The organism is Cupriavidus basilensis (assembly GCF_008801925.2).
In the GTDB taxonomy this organism is placed as follows: domain Bacteria; phylum Pseudomonadota; class Gammaproteobacteria; order Burkholderiales; family Burkholderiaceae; genus Cupriavidus; species Cupriavidus basilensis.
This window is the reverse complement of sequence record NZ_CP062804.1, coordinates 677,321-696,984: the sequence shown is the minus strand read 5'-3', so window position 1 is coordinate 696,984 and position 19,664 is coordinate 677,321. Positions and strand designations below refer to the sequence as shown.

Here is a 19,664-nt window from a genome sequence, read left to right as displayed (position 1 = left end):
TGCGCGCATGAAAAGAGTCGTTGCAAAGGCAGTAAGCGTCACCCTGGCGCTGGCTGCAGCCTCCACCCTGCTAGTTGGGTTCGCCGCCGTGGTGAGCCTTCGTCAACTCCCCGCCGTCGATGCGCTGCGGGACTACCGCCCCGACCTGCCGCTGCGGATCTTTACCAGCGACAACGTGCTGATTGGCGAGTTCGGCACCGAGCACCGCGAGTTCGTCCCGCTGGAGCGCATGCCCAAGCAGATGTCCAACGCGCTGCTGGCGGCGGAAGACGATCAGTTCTACCAGCACGCCGGCGTGGATGTCCCTGGGATTTTCCGCGCCGCGCTCGCCAATATCGGCGAGGGCTACGCCCAGGGCGCCTCCACGATCACCATGCAGGTGGCGCGCAACTTCTACCTGTCGCGCGAGAAAACGCTCTCGCGCAAATGGTATGAAATCCTGCTGGCCTGGAAGATCGACCGCTCCCTGCCGAAAGACCGCATCCTCGAGCTGTACATGAACCAGGTCTACCTGGGCGAGCATGCCTACGGCTTTGGCAGCGCGGCGCAGGCGTACTTCGGCAAACCGCTGGAGGCGCTGTCGCTGGCGGAAACCGCGATGCTGGCCGGCCTGCCCAAGGCGCCGTCGACCATGAATCCCGTGGTCAATTTCCCGCGCGCCAAGCTGCGCCAGCAATATGTGCTGGGACGCATGCAGGCCCTCGGCATGATCTCGCACCAGCAATACCAGGCGGCCCGCGCGGAAACGCTGAAGGTGGCCGGCTCGCATAACGGCCGCTTTGACGGGCACGCCGAGTACGTGGCGGAGCTGGCCCGCCAGCTCGCCTACGACCGCTTTGGCGAGGCCGCCTATACCCGCGGCCTCAATGTCTACACCACGGTATCGTCGGTGCGGCAAAGCCTGGCCTACGAGGCTGTGCACGCGGGCCTGGACCAGTACGGCAAGCGCCATGGCCAGCAAGCAGCGCCGCAGGCCGCGCTGGTCTCGCTGGACAGCAGATCGGGCGCCATCGAAGCCATGATCGGCGGCGCGGACTTTGCCACCAGCCGCTTCAACCATGCCACGCAGGCGCTGCGCCAGCCGGGCTCGACGTTCAAGCCGTTCATCTATTCCGCCGCGCTCGAGCGCGGCGTGTCGGCCACCACGCTGATCAACGATGCGCCGCTGGATGCCTCGTCGCGCTGGCAGCCGGGCAACGACGATGGCCGCTTCCTGGGTGCCGTGAGCGTGCGCCAGGCGCTGGCGGAGTCGCGTAACCTGCCTGCCATCCGCACCTTGCAGACGATCGGCATTCCCTATGCGGTTGACTATGCGGGCAAGTTCGGCTTCTCCGAGCAGCGCCTGCCGCGCTACCTGCCGATGGCCCTGGGCACCGGCACCACCACGCCGCTGCGGCTGGCCGCCGCCTATGGCGTCTTCGCCAGCGAAGGCTACCGCACCGAGCCCTACCTGATCGAGCGCATCAGCGACGGCGCGGGCAACGTGTTGTTTACCGCCGACAGCGAACCCCAGCCACACCGCGTGATTCCCGAGCGCAATGCCTATGTGATGAACAGCCTGCTGCGCAGCGTGGTGACCAGCGGCACCGGCGCAGGCCTGCAACGCTACCTGCGGCGCGCGGACGTGGCCGGCAAGACCGGCACCACCAACGATTCGGTCGATGGCTGGTTCGCCGGCTACGCGTCTGGCATCGTCACGGTGGCGTGGATGGGGTTCGACGACAACCGCAGCCTGGGCCGGCACGAGTTCGGCGCCACCACGGCCCTGCCGATCTGGGCCAGTTACATGGAAGGCCGCCTGGCGGGCCAGCCCGAGGTGGAATTCGTTGCGCCCAAGAACCTCGTGCGCAACGGCGACGACTGGGTCTACCCGGAATACGCCGACGGCAGCCACGGCATTGCCGCGCTGGGCTTCCCGTCCGCGCCGGCGGACGCCGATCCGGGGGCGGCGACGGCATTGACCGACACTAGCGGCGGTAGTGGCACTACCGCCGCGACCAGTGCAACCAGCGCCAACGGCACCACCGGCGGCGCCGAGTCCGTCAGAGCGCTGAGCCCTGCGCCGGCCGGCGTACCGCCCCGCGCATCGCAGCCCACAACCTGAACCACCACCCGCCCCCCGCAAGGCTCCGATGCCATTCTCCCAGTACAGCGGCCCCTTGATCTGGGCAGTGGCTGCCGCCACCACCATTGGCGTCATCACACGGCCGTTCCGGCTGCCGGAAGCCTTCTGGGCGGTAGCTGGCGCGCTGCTGCTATGCGTCACCGGCCTGCTTGCCGTGCCCGATGCCATGGCCGCCGTGGCGCGCGGCTATGACGTCTACCTTTTTCTCGGCGGCATGATGCTGGTGTCGGAACTGGCGCGCAAGACCGGGCTGTTCGACCATGTAGCGGCCGTGGCGGTGCGCCAGGCCGGCGGATCGGCACGGCGGCTGTTCCTGCTGGTCTATGGCTTCGGCACCCTGGTCACCGTGTTCATGTCCAACGATGCCACCGCCGTGGTGCTCACGCCAGCGGTGCTGGCCGCCACCCGCGCCGCCAAGGTCAAGCATCCGCTGCCCTACCTGTACAGCTGCGCGTTCATCGCCAACGCCGCCAGCTTTGTGCTGCCGATCTCGAACCCCGCCAACCTGGTCATCTTCGGCGAGCACATGCCGTCGCTGATGGGCTGGCTGGCGCGCTTCACGCTGCCGTCGCTGGTGGCCATCGTGGCCACCTTCGCCGCGCTCTACTGGACCCAGCGCGACGCGCTGCGCGAGCGCATCGCGACCGACGTGCCAGTGCCGCCGCTGTCGCTGGAGGCCAAGCTGACCGCCGCCGGCATCGTGGTCATGGGCCTAGTGCTGCTGACGGCCTCGCTGCTGGGCGCCGACCTGGGCTGGCCGACCTGCCTGGCCGGCGTGGCGACGCTGCTGCTGGTCTGCGCCTGCCGGCCCGGCTTGTGCCTGCCGGCGCTGCGCGAGATCTCCTGGGGCGTGCTGCCGCTGGTGGCGGGGCTGTTCGTGCTGGTGGCCGGCCTGGAGCAGACCGGCCTGATCAGCAAGCTCGCCCACGTCGTGCAGGCACTGTCGCAACAGTCGCCCACGGCCGGCGTCTGGGTAACCGGCGGCACGGTGGCGCTGGTGTCCAACGTGGTCAACAACCTGCCGGCCGGGCTGTTCGCGTCCTCGGCGCTGGCGGCCAGCCATGCCTCCACGCAGGTCACCGACGCGGTGCTGATCGGCATCGACCTCGGGCCCAACCTGTCGGTGACCGGCTCGCTGGCGACCCTGCTATGGCTGACCGCGCTGCGGCGCGAGGGCCAGCACGTCGGCGCGCTGCAGTTCCTGCGCATTGGCGCGCTGGTGATGCCGCTGGCCTTGGTGCCGGCCCTGGCCACGCTGCTGCTTTAAGCGCCGCCGAGGTTAGTGCATCAGGCCGGATCAGGCGTGGGCTGCCCGGCACCTTGCCCGCTCTCTTGCTGCCGGTGAAATTGCGTATGGCGGTACAGGCCGTAGATGCTGGTCGCGGTAAAGCCCAGTTGCTGCACGAACAGGCCGTAGGTGCCGGTCACCAGGGCGAACACGCTCCACACGATGTTGGAGCACAGGTAGGCGATCCAGCCCCAGCGCGACGCCTTGTTGTGCAAGGCCACCAGCAAAGAGCCGCTCATCGCCAGCGCGCAGCCGGACCACTCCAGGCCATTGAGCAGATTGGGAATGTACTGTTGCGCCAGATCCATCGCGCTTGTCTCCTGATTGGGTTCAGATTTATTTTGTGTTCACGTTTTGCATACAATGCAGGGCGAAGCTTAGCGTGACAGATCGGGCGGAGCAAGAGGTTTCCAGGGATAGTTAGCGCTGATGGTGCGCTTGGCTTACTTGGTCAGGCAGATGACGATCACGATGACCCCGAAGCCGGCGAGGGTGAGCAGCAGGAAGGCAAGCATTCGACGGCAATAGGGTTGGTGTCTCTCCAGTATGGAGTGGCTGGCACGACACTGCCGTAGGGGGGATTCTGATTCGGGTGGGGTGATGTCCTACAGGGAGAGCGGCGGGATGGGGGGCCTTGCATCCCGCGCCGTGGCCACCTGCTACTGCCGCGACAGGACCTCCGCCAGGGCTTCCAGCGCCAGTGGCTTGGTCAGGTGGGAATCAAAGCCGGCTGCCGCGCCCCGGGCCTTGTCGGCTTCCGAGGCATAGCCGCTCAATGCCACCAGGCGGGTGCGCGCGAAGGCGGGTAGCTCACGCAGGTGTTGCGCCAGCTGGAAGCCGTCGATGCCTGGCAGGCCGATATCGATCAGCGCCACGTCGGGCGTGAACCCTTGCGCGATCTCCAGCGCGTCTTCGCCGCTGACGGCGAGCTTGACCTCGTGCCCGTCCATCTCCAGCAACATGCCTAGCGCCCGCAGGGCTTCGGTATTGTCGTCCACCAGCAGGATGCGCATCGCCGCAAGCGTGCCCGCCTGCCCGGCGCTGGGCGCCCCTGCATGAGCGCAGACCACGGGCAGGCGCGCCTGCACCGTCGTGCCCAGGCCCTTGCCATCGCTGTGCACCGTCACCGTGCCGTTGTGCAGCTCCACCATGCGCTTGACGATGGCCAGGCCCACGCCAAGGCCGCCGCCTTGCGGTTCGCTTGCGTACTGGCTGAACATATCCAGCACATTGGGCAGGAACGCCGGATCGATGCCGATGCCATCGTCCTTGACGGTGATCACCAGGGTGCCCATGCGATCGGGATCGATCTCCGGCGCCGGCGCGCCGCCAGCGTTGCCGGCGTTGTGCTCTGCCGGCGCCTCGCCGCGGGGCGATGGCTCCACCCGGACCGACAGCGCCATGGCGCCGCAGCGCGGCGTGTACTTGATCGCATTGGACAACAGGTTGGTGACCACCTGTGTCAGCCGCGCCGTATCCGCGTACACCATGACGGGTGTCTCGGGCAGGTCCGTGGTCAGCACATTGCCGTGCCATTCGATATCCGATGCTACGGAGGAAAGCGCATCGGCCACGATGTCCTGCATATTGCCGTGGGTGCGCACGATCGGCACCTTGCCTTGCTTGATGCGCGAGGCATCGAGCAGGTCGTCGGTGAGGCGCTTGAGCTGGCGCATCTGCCGCTCGGCGATATCCAGCATGCCGGCGCCAGCCTGCTGCACCTGCGCGAGCCGCTTGCTGACCTTGATCGCGCTGTCGATGGCAGCGATCGGGTTGCGCAGCTCATGCCCAAGCATGGCGAGGAATTCGTCCTTGCGTTTGTCCGACAGTTGCAGCGCCTCGCGCGCGGCCCGGGCCTGCGCGGCTTCGGCGATCGCGGCATCCTTGCTGCGCGACATGCTGAGCACCGCGCCGGCAAAGCTGGCCAGGCTCTCCAGCAGGCGGGCATCCTCTTCGTCAAACACGCGCCCGTGATCATGCGTCAGGACCCAGATGGTGCCCCAGGGCTCGCCATCGCCGGGGATCGGGACGACAAGTTCCTCGACCACCTCGGGTGACAGCGGCGGCAGGCAGCTGAAATGCCGTTGCGGGTAGGCCAGCAGTTGCGGGCTACCGAGTTCCAGCGCAATGCCCGACGGGCTATCGTCGTAAGGCACGGCATGCCCGACCAGGTCATTGCACAGGCCGGCCGTGGCGGTCCAGTGCAACGTCTGCGTACCATCCCCGGCGGTCTCGGGCAGGCTGATGCCGGCGCTGCCGGCGCCGCAGAGCTTCAGTGCCGAATCGGCCAGGGATTGCAATAGCGCCAGGTCAGACGACACCAGCGCCCTCGCCAGGCGCCGCAAGGCCACGCATTCCGCCCCATGGTCGGGAGAACGGCCGGCGCGCTGGCCAAGCTCATCGGTCTTCAGGATGCCCGCGCTGCGTGCCCGCAGCAGCGAAGCGGAAGGGGAAGCAGGTGCCGCAGCCATGGAGTGTCGCTTTTGCCTTGTTTTGCCCTTGGAACGCAGGACCGGTTGCCTGCAAGGCATGGTAGCGGATTTCCGCATCCGATCGTACGGGGGAGCGCGCAGCCGCAAGCACGGCGGGCGCGCGACGATCGCTATCGCACATTCAAGGCGATAGCGCACCAGTGAAAACCCGCATCCACAGACCCCGGGGGTGGCTTTTCAGGACGGAATCGACGATGCCGGCTGCCCAGTACGCGAATCTACTTAAGAACTATCCCTAGGCACCGTAAAGCCAGTCTGAACTTAAGATACGAATAACAGCCCGAAGGGCAGGAGGGCAATATGCGCCCGCACTATGCAAACGAAAAAGACAGTAAGGAAGTGCAGGATCTGCTCCAGGCTTGCGGCTTGCCGGTTGACGGCGTAGCCGAGCAAATCGGCAATTTCCTGGTGGTACGCGACAACGCCGGCCTGCTCGGTTGCGCCGGCGTGGAGAACTATGGGCAAGTGGCCGTGCTGCGCTCGGTCGCCGTGGCCGAGCGCGCGCGCTCGGCTGGCCTTGGCGAATTGCTGGTGGCTGCGATGCTGGCCGAGGCCCGCACGCGCGGCGTGCAGTCCGTGGTGCTGCAAACCACCACCGCCGTCGACTATTTTGCCCGGCTGGGCTTTGAGCGCGTGGAGCGCGCCTGCATGCCTGCGGAACTGCTCAATACCTCGCTGAGCCGCGAAGCCTGCCCGCCGTCCGCCACCTTGATGCAAGCCGCGCTGTAGCCATCCCTGCCAAGGGCCCGCGCCCGCGATGCGGCCCAGCCACATCGCGATCTGGCCGGCCCCTCTTCCCATCCCCCCGCGCTGTTGCGTGCCATGCACCCGAGGCTAGCCGGTGCCGGCGCAGGATATTGTTGTAAAGTAGGCGCAAAGAGGCGATCAAGGGCGACCGGATGCAACCAGACGCCTTTCCGGGCCAGAGGTAGATCGGCACGCCATGCCCGCCTGCTCGCCCCCCTTCAACGATCCTTCAACGACAGCCACGAACCGCACGATATGGAATCCGACCACCAAGCACCTGATCCCGGCCTCGACGAGGCCTTGGGTAGTGTGTCGACCCGCATACGGTCGCGTTTGCAGGCGGCACGCGAGCGCTTCCACGCCAACGACAATATCGCCGCGTATGTCGAGCCCGGCGAACTGGACGAGTTGCTCGATGAAGTGCAGTCGCGCATGGAAGAGGTGCTGCGCAGCCTGGTGATCGATATCGACCACGATCACAACACCCGCGAGACCGCGCGCCGCGTGGCCAAGATGTACCTGAAGGAGATCTTCGCTGGCCGCTACGTCAACCAGCCCAATGTGACCGAATTCCCCAACGCGGAGCGCATCAACGAGTTGATGATCGTGGGCCCGCTGCGCGTGCGCAGCGCCTGCTCGCATCATCTGTGCCCGATCATCGGCAAGCTGTGGGTGGGTGTGATGCCCAACCAGCATTCCAACCTGATCGGCTTGTCCAAGTATGCGCGCCTGGCCGAATGGATCATGTGCCGCCCGCAGATCCAGGAGGAAGCCGTGACCCAGGTGGCCGACCTGCTGCAGGAAAAGATGAGCCCGGACGGGCTGGCCATCGTCATGGAAGCCGAGCATTTCTGCATGCACTGGCGCGGCGTGCGCGACACCGATGCAAAGATGACCAACAGCGTGATGCGCGGCTCGTTCCTCAAGGATGACAGCCTGCGCCGCGAGTTCCTGACCCTGCTGAACCGGACGCGCGACTAAGCCAGCGCGATTCACCTGCTCGCACGCAAACCCAGTGGAGATAACATGCTCGTACGCCTGCTCTACGCCAGCCGCGCTTGCCAGCCGGCCGATCCCGCGCTGGTAGACGCCATCGTCGCTACCAGCGTGGCGAATAACCCGAAGCACGGCATTACCGGCGTGCTGTGCTACGGCAACGGCATCTTCATGCAGGCGCTCGAAGGCGGCCGCACGGAAGTCTCACGCCTGTACCAGCTGATCGGCCGGGACGCACGCCACGAGGACGTGGTGCTGCTGCACTACGAGGAAATCCTCGAGCGCGAGTTCGCTGGCTGGGCAATGGGCCTGGTCAATACCGGCAAGGTCAATATGGCCACCATCCTGAAGTATTCCGCCCACGGCGAGCTCGATCCCTACCGCACCAGCGGCCACGCCTCGCAAGCGCTGCTCAAGGAGCTGATCGCGGGGGCGTCGATCGTGGGGCGCACCTCGGAGCGCCATCGCTTCTGAACGCGTTCGTGCCGTGGCCCGGCCAGCCGCCCGCTACTCAACAACCCATCATCCATCACCGATCACCCAGGAGAATTCGTGAGCGCACCCTTCAACCCCGGCCCCGCGGCGATGCTGCTGACCGACGCCTGCCGGCGCGGCGTGCAATTCGCTGACCTGCCCGCCGACGCCAAGCCGGCAACGCTCGGCAGCGGTTATGACGTGCAGGATCATTTCATCGCCGCGCTCGGCGATCCGGTGGTGGGATGGAAGCTGGGTGTCGGCAGTGCCAACGCCATGCGGCGCGCAAAGCTGGCGCGCCCGCTGGTGGGCCAGGTGGGCGCATCGCGCTGTTATGCCTCGGGCGACACCGTGCCGGTCCCCAAGGGAGCGGTCGTGACCATCGAGTTCGAGATTGCCGTGCGGCTGGCGCGCGACGTCGCGCCGCAGCAGGCCGAACTCGCGCCGGCAGCGCTGGCCGATCTGATCGACAGCGCGCAGGTTGCCGTCGAGGTGGTGCTGTCGCGCTATGAAGACCGCGTTGCGGTGGGCATGCCGGCTTTTGCCGGCGATAACGTGGGCTTCCACGCGCTGGTGCTGGGCGCAAAGATCGACGCCGACAGCATGGAAGACGTGCGCTCAAGCGCCAGCGTGGCGCTTGACGGCGTGACGTGCGCACAACCGCTTGCCGGCGACGATGCGATCTACCCGCTGGAAGCCCTGCAATCGCTGCTGGCGCATGCGGCCGAGCGCGGCGTCACCTTGCGCAAAGGCGCCGTGGTGACCACCGGCACGCTCACGCGCCCGTTCGACGTGCCGGCCGGCGCGCATACGATCCAGGCCACCTATGGCGGCGGCGAACTGGTGGTCAAGCTCGCGCCGCAAGCCGCGGGCTGAAACCGGGGCCCTTGCGGCCCGATTCCTCGCGCTTCGTTCTCGTCACCCAGGCCGGCGCCCGAGGCGCTTTGCGCGCACTCGCGGCCTTGGCATTTCCAGCGGATAGGCTAGAACTATCACAAGGGCCTGGCTTTCAGGCCGCTGGTGAGAAGGAGCCGTTCATGGAACTCCATTTGCATATGCAGCCGCACCATTTCGCCCGCCGCGCGCCGGACTGGCGCGCCGCAGCGATTGCGGGGCTGATCGCGGGCACGCTGTACGTCGTACTGGAGCTGCTGACGGCGCGCTTTGTGCTGTACCAGGGGGCGTGGGGCACGGTAAAGATGGTGGCTGCCCTCATGCTCGGCCGGCAGGCGCTGGCCTCCGCCGATGCGTTCAGCTGGACCATCGTGCTGGCCGCGGGCATCGTGCACTTTGGCCTGTCGATCGTGCTGGCGACGATCCTGGCCATGCTCATTGCGTCGTTCCGCTTTGATTCCAGCATCGGCATGGCCACGCTTGCGGGCGCGGTGTTCGGGGTGCTGGTCTATCTGGTGAATTTCTACGTGATGGGCCGGTACTTCAACTGGTTCGACGAGGCACGCGGGTGGGAAAGCCTGTTCGCCCACATCATGTTCGGCGTGATCGCGGCGGATGCCTACGCCAACCTGGAACGGCGTGAGCCGGATGCGCCGGGGATGACACGGGGCGGCTGAGCGCGCCCCGGCAAAGACACATCGCGCCCGCTGGCTACAGGTAGCATTCACCACCCAGATAGGCCTTGCGCCAGCGCGTGATGCGCACCTCGGCAAACAGGCCGGCCTGCGTGAACGGGTCGGCATCGATGAATTGCTGCGCCGCTTCGCGGGTGTCGAGGTCGACGATATAGAAGCCGCCGCCGGCATCGCTGCCGTCATCGTTGAGCTTGGCCCCGCAGGCCAGCAGCAGGGCCTTCTGGGCGTCCAGGAACGCCAGGTGCCCCGCTCGGGCCGCTTGCCGCACATGCTGGTGCTGTGGCTTGTCCCAGGTTTCGATCAGGAATGGCATGGTGTTGTCCTCGGGTGATGGCGGGTTGGAATCGATAACAGGGAATAGGGCATGGGGTATCGCGGCATGGGGTATCGCGGCATGGGCATGGCGGCAGCCAGTGCCATGCCCATCACTCCCGGCGACGAGTTGCGCCGATTCCGCGCTGGCAGCACAAGCCGGCAGGACCTGCGCACCGGACGCCGCCGCGCCCACCGCCGCCAGCAAAAACCTGGCCCCGGGGCTTGACAAACCCGCCGGACCTCACATCTCCGCTGCTGCCGCCCGGCAGTGTTATCCACACTTTATGTGGATAACACTGTCAACAAGCTCCGCAAATGGCTCTAGCACGCGGACCCCATCGGACTGCCCACAAAACGGGCAACGGCAAGCCGGCCAGGCAGGCGAGTCCGTCATCCGCGCTGCCTACAACGGAATCACAGCGTCGTCAATGGGGTGCCAACGCAACGAAGCGGGTGGTCTGGATGCCGAAGTGGTCAAGGATGCCAATCACCGGCACCACGTTCAGCGTGACCGTGATGACCGGGCTCAGCTGGCCAGCTTCGCGGCCGCATCGCGCAGCGCGGTGCGCAGGCCCTCTTCCACCACCGGGTGGTAGTACGGCATGGCCAGCATCTGCTCGATGGTGAGCGCTTGCTGGTAAGCCCAGGCCAGCAAGTGCGCGATATTCTCGGCGCGCGGGCCGGTCCATTCCGCACCGAGAAAGCGCCCGCTAGCCTTGTCGGCATAGACGTGCATCAGTCCACGGTTCTTGAGCATGACGCGGCTGCGGCCCTGGTCCTCGAAGCTCACCTCGCCGATGACAAAGCTGTCGGGCTCGAGGTCGGCATGGCGCTGGCCCACCATGGCGATCTGCGGGTCGGTGAAGACCACGCCGATGGGGGCGCGGCGCGACAACGGGCGCACCTCGGGATAGGCCGCGGCGTTCTCGCCAGCTGCCTTGCCTTCGTCGGCCGCTTCATGCAGCAGCGGCAGGACGTCGTTGGCGTCGCCGGCGATGAAGATCGGCGCCGTGCCGCATTGCAGGGTGGTCGGATCGAATACCGGCAGGCCGCGCCAATCCAAATCCAGGCCGGTGTGCTCAAGCCCGAGGCCGCGCACATTGGGCTGGCGGCCGGTGGCGGCGAGCACGTAATCAAAGCGCTCCGTCACGGTATTACCCGAGAGATCGGTAAAGCTGATCACCGCCTCGTCGCCGTCGCGGTGCATCTCGGCCAGCCTGGCATCCGGGTCGAGGTAGAACTCCTCGCGGTAGCTAGCCACCGCATTGGCCTTGATGGCCGGATCGGTCAGCGGGCCCACGCCGCCGCGCAGGCCGAACACGCGCACCTGCACGCCCAGGCGGGACAGCGCCTGGCCAAGTTCCAGCCCGATCACGCCAGGGCCGAACACGGCGACGCGGCGCGGCAGGTCGTCCCAAGCGAAGACGTCGTCGTTGACCACCAGGCGATCGCCGAACACCTTGAACGGCGGTGGGATCACGGGGCTGGAGCCGGTGGCGATCACCACGCGGCTGGCACGCACGGTGGTATGCTCGCCAACCTGCAGCACGGTGTTGTCGATGAAGCGGGCATAGCCGCTCACTTTGTCCTCGGCGGGAATGCCGTCCACGCCGCGCACCACGAAGCCGACAAAGCGGTCGCGCTCGCGCTTGACGCGCGCCATGACTTCGCGCCCGTCGATGCGGATCTCGCCATCCACATGCACACCGAAGGCAGCCGTGTGGCGCACTTCATGCGCGGCCTCGGCCGCGGCGATCAGCAGCTTGGAGGGCATGCAGCCCACGCGGGCGCAGGTGGTGCCATAGGGGCCGCCTTCGATGATGACGGCGCGCTTGCCGGCAGCGCGGGCCGCGCGATATGCGGCCAGGCCCGCCGTGCCGGCGCCGATCACGGCGACATCGGTCTGGATGGTTTGCACGGTCTTTGCGTTCTGCAAGTTCTGCGCGTTTTGCACGTTCTGCGGGGTGGTCATGTCGGCGTTCCTGGTAAAGGCTGTGTCAATCAACGGACCGGATGGCACCGGGTGGCGCTGCCATCGGGTCCGCCGACTGGGGCACGGCTGCCGGCCTTGCCGGCGCCGCGCCCTGCGGCGTTCAAGCGTGTTGTGTGTCTTGCGTCGTGTGTCGTGTGGCTGGCTAACGCTTAGCGAACCAGGTAGGTTTCAAGCGCATCGGCGCCGCCGATCAGCTTGCCGTTGATGAAGATCTGCGGTGCGGTCATGTCGCCCGACAAGGCGCCCAGCACCTTGCCGCGGATCTTGTGTTCCAGCGGCACGTCGATGTACTCGAAGCCGTGGTCCGACAGCATCTGCTTGGCCTTGGCGCAGAACGAGCAACCCACCTTGGAGAACACCACGACCTGGTCGGGCTTCTTGGCGTTGGGGGCAATGTAGTTGAGCATGGTGTCGGCGTCCGACACCTTGAACGGGTCGCCCGGCTCTTCCGGCTCGATGAACATCTTGTCGACCACGCCGTCCTTGACCAGCATCGAATAGCGCCAGCTGCGCTTGCCGAAGCCCAGGTCAGCCTTGTCGACCAGCATGCCCATGCCTTCGGTGAATTCACCGTTGCCATCGGGAATCATCACGATGTTTTCCGACTCCTGGTCTTTCGCCCACTCGTTCATCACGAACGTGTCGTTGACCGAGACGCACAGGATCGCGTCCACGCCGTGCTTGGCAAACACCGGCGCCAGCTCGTTGTAGCGCGGCAGGTGGGTGGACGAACAGGTCGGGGTGAATGCGCCCGGCAACGAGAACAGTGCGATGGTCTTGCCTTCGAACAAGTCGGCCGTGGTCACGGTCTTCCATTCGTTGTTCTCGCGAACGCGGAACGTGACATTGGGAACGCGTTGACCTTCACGGGATTGCAGCATGGGTTAGCTCCTGGATGACTTGGGGGTGGATGGCCGCGTGTTGCAGCGAAGACCCGATTTTGTCCGCGCCAAGGTGATTTGTACAATTCATCGTTACAAACATAACGATTGGTTTTTACTATAATTGGTGGATAGCCTGGGCCTATCACGATATAAGAAGCCTCCGAAACGGCGTCCACGCGCCTCAAACGTCACTCCAGAGCAGAAGCATTACCGGACGTGACCCGCCCGGATCCCATTCCCCGTGCGCAAGCCTCGGAAAGTTCTGCAGGTCTTTTCAGACACTTCTCAAATCTGAGCGCAAGCGCGGCCCGTACATTTGGGCCAAGGCATGCACTTCCCGGCTGGCGCCCGGCGCCGCCTGGAGGCTGCAGCCCCATGCGTGCGCAAATCAGTCACACCGCGGCGCGCCTCCCTCCACGAGATTCCCTTATGCGCATCTGCAGTTCCCCGCAGCCGGCGGACGGCTCGCCCACCGCGAGCCGGTGCGTGCCGGCCAACTGGTGGCGCCGACAACTGCTGGTGCTGCTGCTGGCGCTTTGCCAGGGCACGCTGGCGCTGGCTGCCCCGCCTGCCGAGTCCCTGCGCCCGTTGCGCCTGAATGCCCAGGTCCGCCTGGACCCCGCCGGCGCAAGCGACGCCATCGACCGTACCGCATCGCCCCGGGGCGACGATGCGGCGTCGCATGCATGGCGCCGCGCGCATAAGGTCTTGCGGGTGGCCGTGGTTGGCAACTACCTGCCGCCGTTCGACCTGGTCGACCTGAGTGGGAACTACCGCGGGATTTCCGCCGACTACCTTGCTGTGGTGGTGGCCCGGCTTGGCGTGCGGGTGCAGATCCAGCGCTACCCCTCGCACGAACTGGCACGCAGCCATCTGGCCAGCGGCGCCATCGACCTGATCACCACCTCGCTGGACAACCCGGGCACCGGCTTGCGCACCGCGCCATACCACGACCATCGCCTGATCGAGGTCGTATCCCGGCGAGACCTTGCGCGCAACCGGGCCAGCCGCACCATCGGCTACCTGGCGGGCGAAGTCTCGCCGGCCTTGCTGCAGCGAGCCTACCCTGGCGCGCGGCTGCTGCCGTTCCAGAACCTGCTCAGCGCGCTCGACCAGCTCTCCCGGGAAGCGGACTTCGTCATGGTCACCAACGCCACCGCGGCCGGCTACCTCGTCGAGCAATACCGCTACGATGAACTGACGGCGCGCAACTTCGCGCCGCTGGCGCACGAGGGCGTCACGTTCGCGGTGAGCGACCCCGCGCTGGGCCGGATCATCAACCAGGTGCTGGCGCAGCTGCCCGCTGCGCTCAGGCGCGAGATCGACACCTTCTGGACGCCCAGCTCGCTCGAATTCGATATCACCGACAAGCTCAAGCTCACCACCGCAGAGCGCGCGTGGGCGGCCCTGCATCCGGAGGTGCGCTACCTGGCGACGCGCGACCTGGTTCCCTTCCAGTTCGTTGACGCCAGGCAACGCCTGGGCGGACTCACCGAGCAAGTGCTGCAACTGATCGCGCAGCGCACCGGGCTGCGTTTCGTCCCTTACTGGCCGGCTAGCGCCGCGGACGCGACTGCCGCGCTCAAGAACGGCACGCTGGACGTGGTGCCCATCCTGCCGCTGAACCCTGCCGCCACCGGCAACGCCCCGCTCTCGGTCAGCGCGCCCTATTTTTCCGGCAACTGGGTCGTTGTCACGCGCGCCGGCAACGACAGCATCGAGAGCCTGCCCGACCTTGCCAGCAAGGTCATCGCGGGACCGCCGCTCGACGGGTTCTACGATCTCGTGCGGGCCAGCTACGCGGTGAGCCAGCGCGAGACCAACTCGTACGATGAGGCCTTCCGCATGGTCGCCACGGGACGCGCGGATGCCACCCTCTCCAGCGCCTTCATGGCCGACCGCATGCTCAGGCAAACCTATGCCGGCCGGCTCAAGGTCGCCGCGGACGCGGGCGGTGTGCCGCTGGAAATCGGCGTGGGTGTCAGCAACCGGCATCCGGAATTGCTGGGCATCATCAACAAGGCCATCCTCAGCATCTCGCACGACGAGCTTGGCGCCATGCGCGCACATTGGACGGAACCCAGGTCGCCGGGCTTCGCCTGGCGCCGGTTCATGCCATGGCTGATCGCTGGCGCGGCCGCCCTGGTGCTGGCCGGCCTGCTGTTTCTGGCTTGGGTGACCTCGCTGCGCCGGCAGGTAACGCAGCGCAGCGCGGCCGAGCGTGCCTTGCAGGACCAGGTCGCGTTCCAGACGGCGGTACTCGACGGCATTCCCCAGCCGATCTACCTGCGCGACAGCCAGTTCCGCATGATCACCTGCAATACCGCCTACGAAGCGGCGCTGGGCACGACACGGCGCGCGCTGGCCGGGACCGGGCCGGCCTTCGTGCACTCCGCCTTCAACCCCGATATCAGCCACCAGGAACTGATGGCCGTTTATCAACGCGTGCTGCGCACCGGCCTGCCGTTCAGCGCCGATCGCCAACTGACCATCGGCAACGCGCCGTGCAGCGTGATCAGCTGGGTGGTGCCGCTGCGCCGCGCCGATGGCGGCACGGCGGGCATCGTCGGGGGCTGGATCGATGTGACGGAGCGCCAGCAGATGCTGGCCGAACTGGCTGCCGCCAAGAACCGCGCGGAGGCCGCCAACCGCGCCAAGTCGACATTCCTGGCCTCGATCAGCCATGAGATACGCACGCCGATGAACGCCATCCTCGGGATGCTGGAACTGGTACTGACGCGCCGGCACGCCCGGCACGAGGATCGCGAGCAACTCGACACGGCGCATGGCGCGGCCACATCGCTGCTGGCGCTGCTGGACGATATCCTGGACCTCTCCAAGATGGAGGCCGGCAAGTTCACGCTGCAACCCCGCGCCGCCAGCCTGCGCCAGGGCCTGCATGAAGTCACGCAGATGTTCGGTCCCGTCGCCGCCCAGAAGGGCGTGGCCTTGAACGTCTGCGTGAGCGATGCCGTGGCGCCGGCGCATCACGTGGATATCTTTCGCATGAAGCAGGTCATCAGCAACTTTCTCTCCAATGCCATCCGCTTCACCGAGCGCGGCAGCGTGGATATCCGGCTCGACGGCTCTGCCGCGACGGGGGCATCGCAAGCGCTGTGCCTCAGCATCAAGGACACCGGCATCGGCATTCCCGCGGAGGCGATCGGCAAGCTGTTCCGGCCGTTTTCCCAGGTGGAGTCAACCGGGCGCGCGAACACCGGCGGCACCGGGCTCGGCCTGTCCATCGCACAAAACCTGGTACGCAAGATGGGAGGCGAGATCACCCTGGAGAGCGAACCGGGACGCGGCACGCACGTGCTGGTGCGCCTCAGCCTGGAGGTTTCGGCTTCGCAGCCCCCGGCAGACGCCCCGCCTGCCGGCAATGCGGCCATCGCGCTGTTTGCGCCGGGCACCCGCGTGCTCGTCGTGGACGACCACGCGCCCAACCGCTTGTTGATGGCGCGCCAGTTGGAGCGGCTTGGCATTGCCGTGGAGACGGCGGAGAACGGCGCCGTGGCCTTGGAGGACCTGCAGCGGTGCCCTGCGGACCTGATCATCTGCGACTGCATGATGCCGGTGATGGATGGCTTCAGCCTGGCCCGCGCGATACGCGCGCGCAAGGATGCGCTGGCCAGCATCCCCATCATCGGCTGCACCGCGAGCGCGCAAAGCGAGGATCACCTGCATGCGCTGGCCGCGGGCATGAGCGAAGTGATGGTCAAGCCGGTGGGGCTAGCCACGCTGGAACGCGCGTTGCGCGGGCATCTGCGCAGCGGCACTCTCACAGCCAAGGGCAACGCTTAACCGGCCTAGCTGCCGGGAGCCCCCGTCATGGGGCCGGTAGCGATCGGGATCGCAGTTAGCGTAGAGATAGCGCTCAGGCCGCTCAGGCCGCTCGGGGGGGCGGGCGCAGCGCCGCCAGCCTCGCGTCGAGGTGCGCCAGCGTTGAGGCAAGAATCGGCAGCAAGGCTTGCGCGGTGGCAAGGTCGCCGAACTGGGCAACGGACTCGAGCCGGCCGCAAAGCGTGACCAGGGCCGCGCACTCCAGGATCCTGGCCGAGCCCTTGATACGGTGAGCCCCGCTGCCGAACTGCTGCCAGGCGCCATCCGCCAGCGCCGTGCGCATCATCTCGAGATCGCTGCGGTTGGTCTCGACCAGGCTGTCCACCAGGTCCCTGACGATATCCGCGTCACCGCCCGCGAGCGTATCGAGCAGCGTGCCGGCGGCCGCGCATTCGCCGGGCGACACCGCGACAAACCCGTGCCCGGCCAGCGCGCGCGCCAGCGCGCCGACGTTGACCGGCGCGCTCAACGTGGCATCGAAGGCGGCGCCATGGGCGGCATCAACCACGCTCGCGTCCGCGCCGGCCTGCACCACCGAAAACAACAAACTGTCCGGCGGCAGGCCGAAGTCGCCGCGCGCGAGCTCGCCGGCATGGTCATGGGCCAGCCAGACCAGTGCCAGCCTGGGCGGCTCGCGTTGGACGCGCCGCGGATCCGGGCTGGCCAGGCCCACGTGCTCGACGGTAAAGCCCAGGCCCGCAAGCAAGGCCGCCAGCCCGCTGATCTGCAACGCTTGCACGCCACTCTCGGTAGTGCTGAGTAATAGCGCACGGATCATGGTTTGGCCTCTGTGAACATTTGCATATTGTTCCCCCACCGCCGATGAGCGGCCACCGGCTGGCGTCATTGCGAAGGCGTCAGGCGGCAGCGCCGGGCTAAGTCGACCAACTCCACCAGCGAGGTGGCCCGCAGCTTGCCCATGATGCGGGTCTTATGGCTGCTCACCGTTTTATTGCTGATAAACAAAAGCTCTCCGATGGCCTTGTTGGACAAGCCCCTGACCAGCATCTGCAGGATGACGATCTCCTTGTCCGAGAGCAACGCGAGCCGCTCTTCATCCGACCGCTGGTTGACGAGCGGCAACTCGCGCTCATAGCGCATTTCAGGAAACACCGTGTAGCCGGCCATCACCCACTCGACGCAGCGCACGATTTCCTTCATGTCCTGCAACTTGCTCACGAAGCCCTGTGCGCCCGCGCGCCGCACCCGCGGCGCGAAGACGGCCTGGTCCTGCCCCGAAATCACCAGGATCCGGATCGGCGGGTAAATCCGCTTCAGGCGCGGGATCACGTCCAGCCCGCTGATACGGGGAATATCCAGGTCCAGCACGGCAACATCGGGCTCGAACTGCCGCGCGGCTTCGATCGCAGTCTGGCCGTTGTCGGCTTCCAGAATATGGCTGACCCCAAGCACTTGCGACAACTGGGCCTTGATCACAAGGCGCAGTGCGGGGTGATCGTCGACGATCAGGATAGTTGCCACTCACGCTCTCCCCCAAGACTGCCAAGAAACGAACCTACCTGCGCCGGGCGACAGCCGCCAATCGGCAGGTGAAGCGCGGATTATGTGGTGAAGTTGCCCTCGAACTGGCGCGATACTTCCGAATCAGCCGCCGGAAATTTCCCAAAGGAGGGGAGAGACTCAACCCTGCACCGTGCGCAGGCACATCGTTCCGGCCGATTGGAATGCCTTAAAAAGTACTAAATGATCACTTTTTTGGCGTTGGACCGCACAACGGATGGCGAACGAATGGCGACGTCGCTCCCCCTTGCGTTGGGAAACTTCCCAGGCAATCAGAAGAACGGCCTGGGGCGTGGGACGCCGATGACGTGCCTCGGGCTGCCGCGCGGTTTCCGGCCCGCCCCCGCAATTGCAGCGAAATGAGGAAATTTCTCAAACCAGCTTGGCGTTCCCGGCGATACAGTCAGCAGTCACAAATTCAGTACTTTCTTCGGCGCGCCGCGCCGCCATTTCAAGAGCGCAAGGAACTCTGCCATGAGCGACGTCACCCCTCTTTGCCCACGCCAGATGCCGCGGCCAACGGAGCGGCCCCCGCGATGCATGCGCTGCCGCCATTCGTGGTCGTGGACCCATGCCCATGCCGGCTAACCTCTCGCTCTCCAAATCCCACATCGTCATCGCCGATGACCATCCCGTCATGCTGCTGGGCTTGCGAGGCTTGCTGGCGCAGTTCGAGGGCATGGAGATTGCCGGCATCGCGCGGAACTCGACAGAAATCCTCGCCGCGCTCAGCCGGCGACCGTGCGACATCCTGCTGACGGACTATGCGATGCCAGGCGGCGTGCATGGAGACGGCCTGCCCATGATCGAGTTCGTGCGGCGCCGCTATCCCGCGCTGTCGATCCTGGTGGTCACCATGCTGGAAAACCCCACGCAGATCGGCAGGCTGGTCCGGTTCGAGCGCTTATCGGTGGTCAGCAAGCTCGACGATGCCTCGCATATCGCGGTTGGCCTGACGCAAGTGCTCGACGGCATGCGCTACCTGTCGCCGACGATCCGGCACCTGCTGGACAGCACCGGACCGGACATGGACGTGCGCGCCCGGTTCAGCGCGCTCAGCCCGCGCGAGACCGACGTGATCCGGCTCTACCTGTCAGGCATGTCGGTCAGCCAGATCGGTTTGAGTCTCGGGCGCAGCGTCAAGACCATCAGCACCCAGAAGGTGTCCGCCATGCGCAAGCTCGGGCTGCGCGGCGACCTGGATCTCTTCAGCTACGCTGTCTCCGTCGGCCTGCTCGGCCGGCCCCGCAAACGGGCCGCGGGCAAGCTGGTGCCACGGCCAAAGAACAGCGGCCCGCTTTAGAGCGGTAGAGCGGTACAGGGTCGAGGAGCAGGAGCGCGGGCGCCCAGGCATTGGGGGAACAAGGGACACCCGCACAGGGCGTTCAACGGATTCA

Annotated in this window: 16 protein-coding genes and 1 pseudogene; 9 read left to right on the top strand and 8 right to left on the bottom strand. The window is 66.4% G+C overall.

Translation table 11 applies throughout. From position 1 onward, the window contains the following. The first annotated feature begins 7 nt into the window (after positions 1-7). Both F7R26_RS24060 and F7R26_RS24055 read left to right on the top strand, forming a co-directional pair. A complete protein-coding gene (locus tag F7R26_RS24060; RefSeq protein ID WP_150985019.1) occupies positions 8-2,104 on the top strand; it encodes a penicillin-binding protein 1A in 2,097 nt (698 codons plus the stop codon). 28 nt (positions 2,105-2,132) lie between these two features. Then, positions 2,133-3,392, top strand: coding sequence for an arsenic transporter (locus F7R26_RS24055; RefSeq protein WP_150985018.1), 1,260 nt, complete (start codon positions 2,133-2,135; stop codon positions 3,390-3,392). A 20-nt stretch (positions 3,393-3,412) separates the two neighbouring features. On the opposite strand, the gene F7R26_RS24050 is transcribed toward F7R26_RS24055, so the two are convergent. Then, positions 3,413-3,721 carry a nicotinamide mononucleotide transporter gene (locus F7R26_RS24050; protein WP_150985017.1) on the bottom strand — a complete coding sequence of 103 codons (309 nt, stop codon included), beginning with the start codon at positions 3,719-3,721 and terminating at the stop codon, positions 3,413-3,415. Between the two features lie 351 nt (positions 3,722-4,072). Beyond that, positions 4,073-5,884, bottom strand: coding sequence for a hybrid sensor histidine kinase/response regulator (locus F7R26_RS24045; protein WP_150985016.1), 1,812 nt, complete (start codon positions 5,882-5,884; stop codon positions 4,073-4,075). A 321-nt stretch (positions 5,885-6,205) separates the two neighbouring features. Between F7R26_RS24045 and arsN2 the strand changes: the two genes are divergently transcribed. The 5 genes from arsN2 to F7R26_RS24020 all read left to right on the top strand — a co-directional run bounded on the left by arsN2 (position 6,206) and on the right by F7R26_RS24020 (position 9,693). Next, positions 6,206-6,634, top strand: coding sequence for an arsenic resistance N-acetyltransferase ArsN2 (gene arsN2 / locus F7R26_RS24040; protein WP_150985015.1), 429 nt, complete (start codon positions 6,206-6,208; stop codon positions 6,632-6,634). Positions 6,635-6,907: 273 nt separating this feature from the next. Continuing rightward, entirely contained in the window at positions 6,908-7,633 is a 726-nt protein-coding gene (gene folE / locus F7R26_RS24035) for a GTP cyclohydrolase I (protein ID WP_043356575.1), read from the top strand. Positions 7,634-7,678: 45 nt separating this feature from the next. Continuing rightward, positions 7,679-8,122 carry a BLUF domain-containing protein gene (locus F7R26_RS24030; protein WP_150985014.1) on the top strand — a complete coding sequence of 148 codons (444 nt, stop codon included), beginning with the start codon at positions 7,679-7,681 and terminating at the stop codon, positions 8,120-8,122. Positions 8,123-8,200: 78 nt separating this feature from the next. Continuing rightward, positions 8,201-8,998, top strand: coding sequence for a 2-keto-4-pentenoate hydratase (locus F7R26_RS24025; RefSeq protein ID WP_150985013.1), 798 nt, complete (start codon positions 8,201-8,203; stop codon positions 8,996-8,998). A 161-nt stretch (positions 8,999-9,159) separates the two neighbouring features. Further along, on the top strand, positions 9,160-9,693 hold the full coding sequence (locus tag F7R26_RS24020; RefSeq protein WP_150985012.1) for a hypothetical protein: 534 nt from the start codon (positions 9,160-9,162) through the stop codon (positions 9,691-9,693). A 34-nt stretch (positions 9,694-9,727) separates the two neighbouring features. Here F7R26_RS24020 and F7R26_RS24015 read toward each other — a convergent pair whose 3' ends face one another. The 4 genes and pseudogenes from F7R26_RS24015 to F7R26_RS24005 form a co-directional block, all read right to left on the bottom strand. Beyond that, positions 9,728-10,024, bottom strand: coding sequence for a YciI family protein (locus tag F7R26_RS24015; RefSeq protein WP_150985011.1), 297 nt, complete (start codon positions 10,022-10,024; stop codon positions 9,728-9,730). 439 nt (positions 10,025-10,463) lie between these two features. After that, a pseudogene (locus tag F7R26_RS41095) lies at positions 10,464-10,547 on the bottom strand (mechanosensitive ion channel family protein); the annotation flags it as partial. A 5-nt stretch (positions 10,548-10,552) separates the two neighbouring features. Next, positions 10,553-11,944 (bottom strand): dihydrolipoyl dehydrogenase, encoded by a 1,392-nt coding sequence (locus F7R26_RS24010; RefSeq protein ID WP_193692262.1) that lies wholly within the window; start codon positions 11,942-11,944, stop codon positions 10,553-10,555. Between the two features lie 224 nt (positions 11,945-12,168). Beyond that, entirely contained in the window at positions 12,169-12,900 is a 732-nt protein-coding gene (locus tag F7R26_RS24005) for a glutathione peroxidase (protein ID WP_150985009.1), read from the bottom strand. A 432-nt stretch (positions 12,901-13,332) separates the two neighbouring features. Here F7R26_RS24005 and F7R26_RS24000 point away from each other — a divergent pair, with 432 nt between their 5' ends. Next, positions 13,333-16,707, top strand: a complete 3,375-nt coding sequence (locus tag F7R26_RS24000) for an ATP-binding protein (protein WP_241754706.1) — start codon at positions 13,333-13,335, stop codon at positions 16,705-16,707. Between the two features lie 82 nt (positions 16,708-16,789). On the opposite strand, the gene F7R26_RS23995 is transcribed toward F7R26_RS24000, so the two are convergent. Continuing rightward, entirely contained in the window at positions 16,790-17,524 is a 735-nt protein-coding gene (locus F7R26_RS23995; RefSeq protein WP_170301810.1) for an Hpt domain-containing protein, read from the bottom strand. Positions 17,525-17,589: 65 nt separating this feature from the next. After that, on the bottom strand, positions 17,590-18,228 hold the full coding sequence (locus tag F7R26_RS23990) for a response regulator transcription factor (RefSeq protein ID WP_150985007.1): 639 nt from the start codon (positions 18,226-18,228) through the stop codon (positions 17,590-17,592). Positions 18,229-18,844: 616 nt separating this feature from the next. Here F7R26_RS23990 and F7R26_RS23985 point away from each other — a divergent pair. Beyond that, complete coding sequence (locus F7R26_RS23985) at positions 18,845-19,570, top strand: response regulator (protein WP_170301809.1); 726 nt, start codon at positions 18,845-18,847, stop codon at positions 19,568-19,570. Positions 19,571-19,664: the final 94 nt, after the last annotated feature.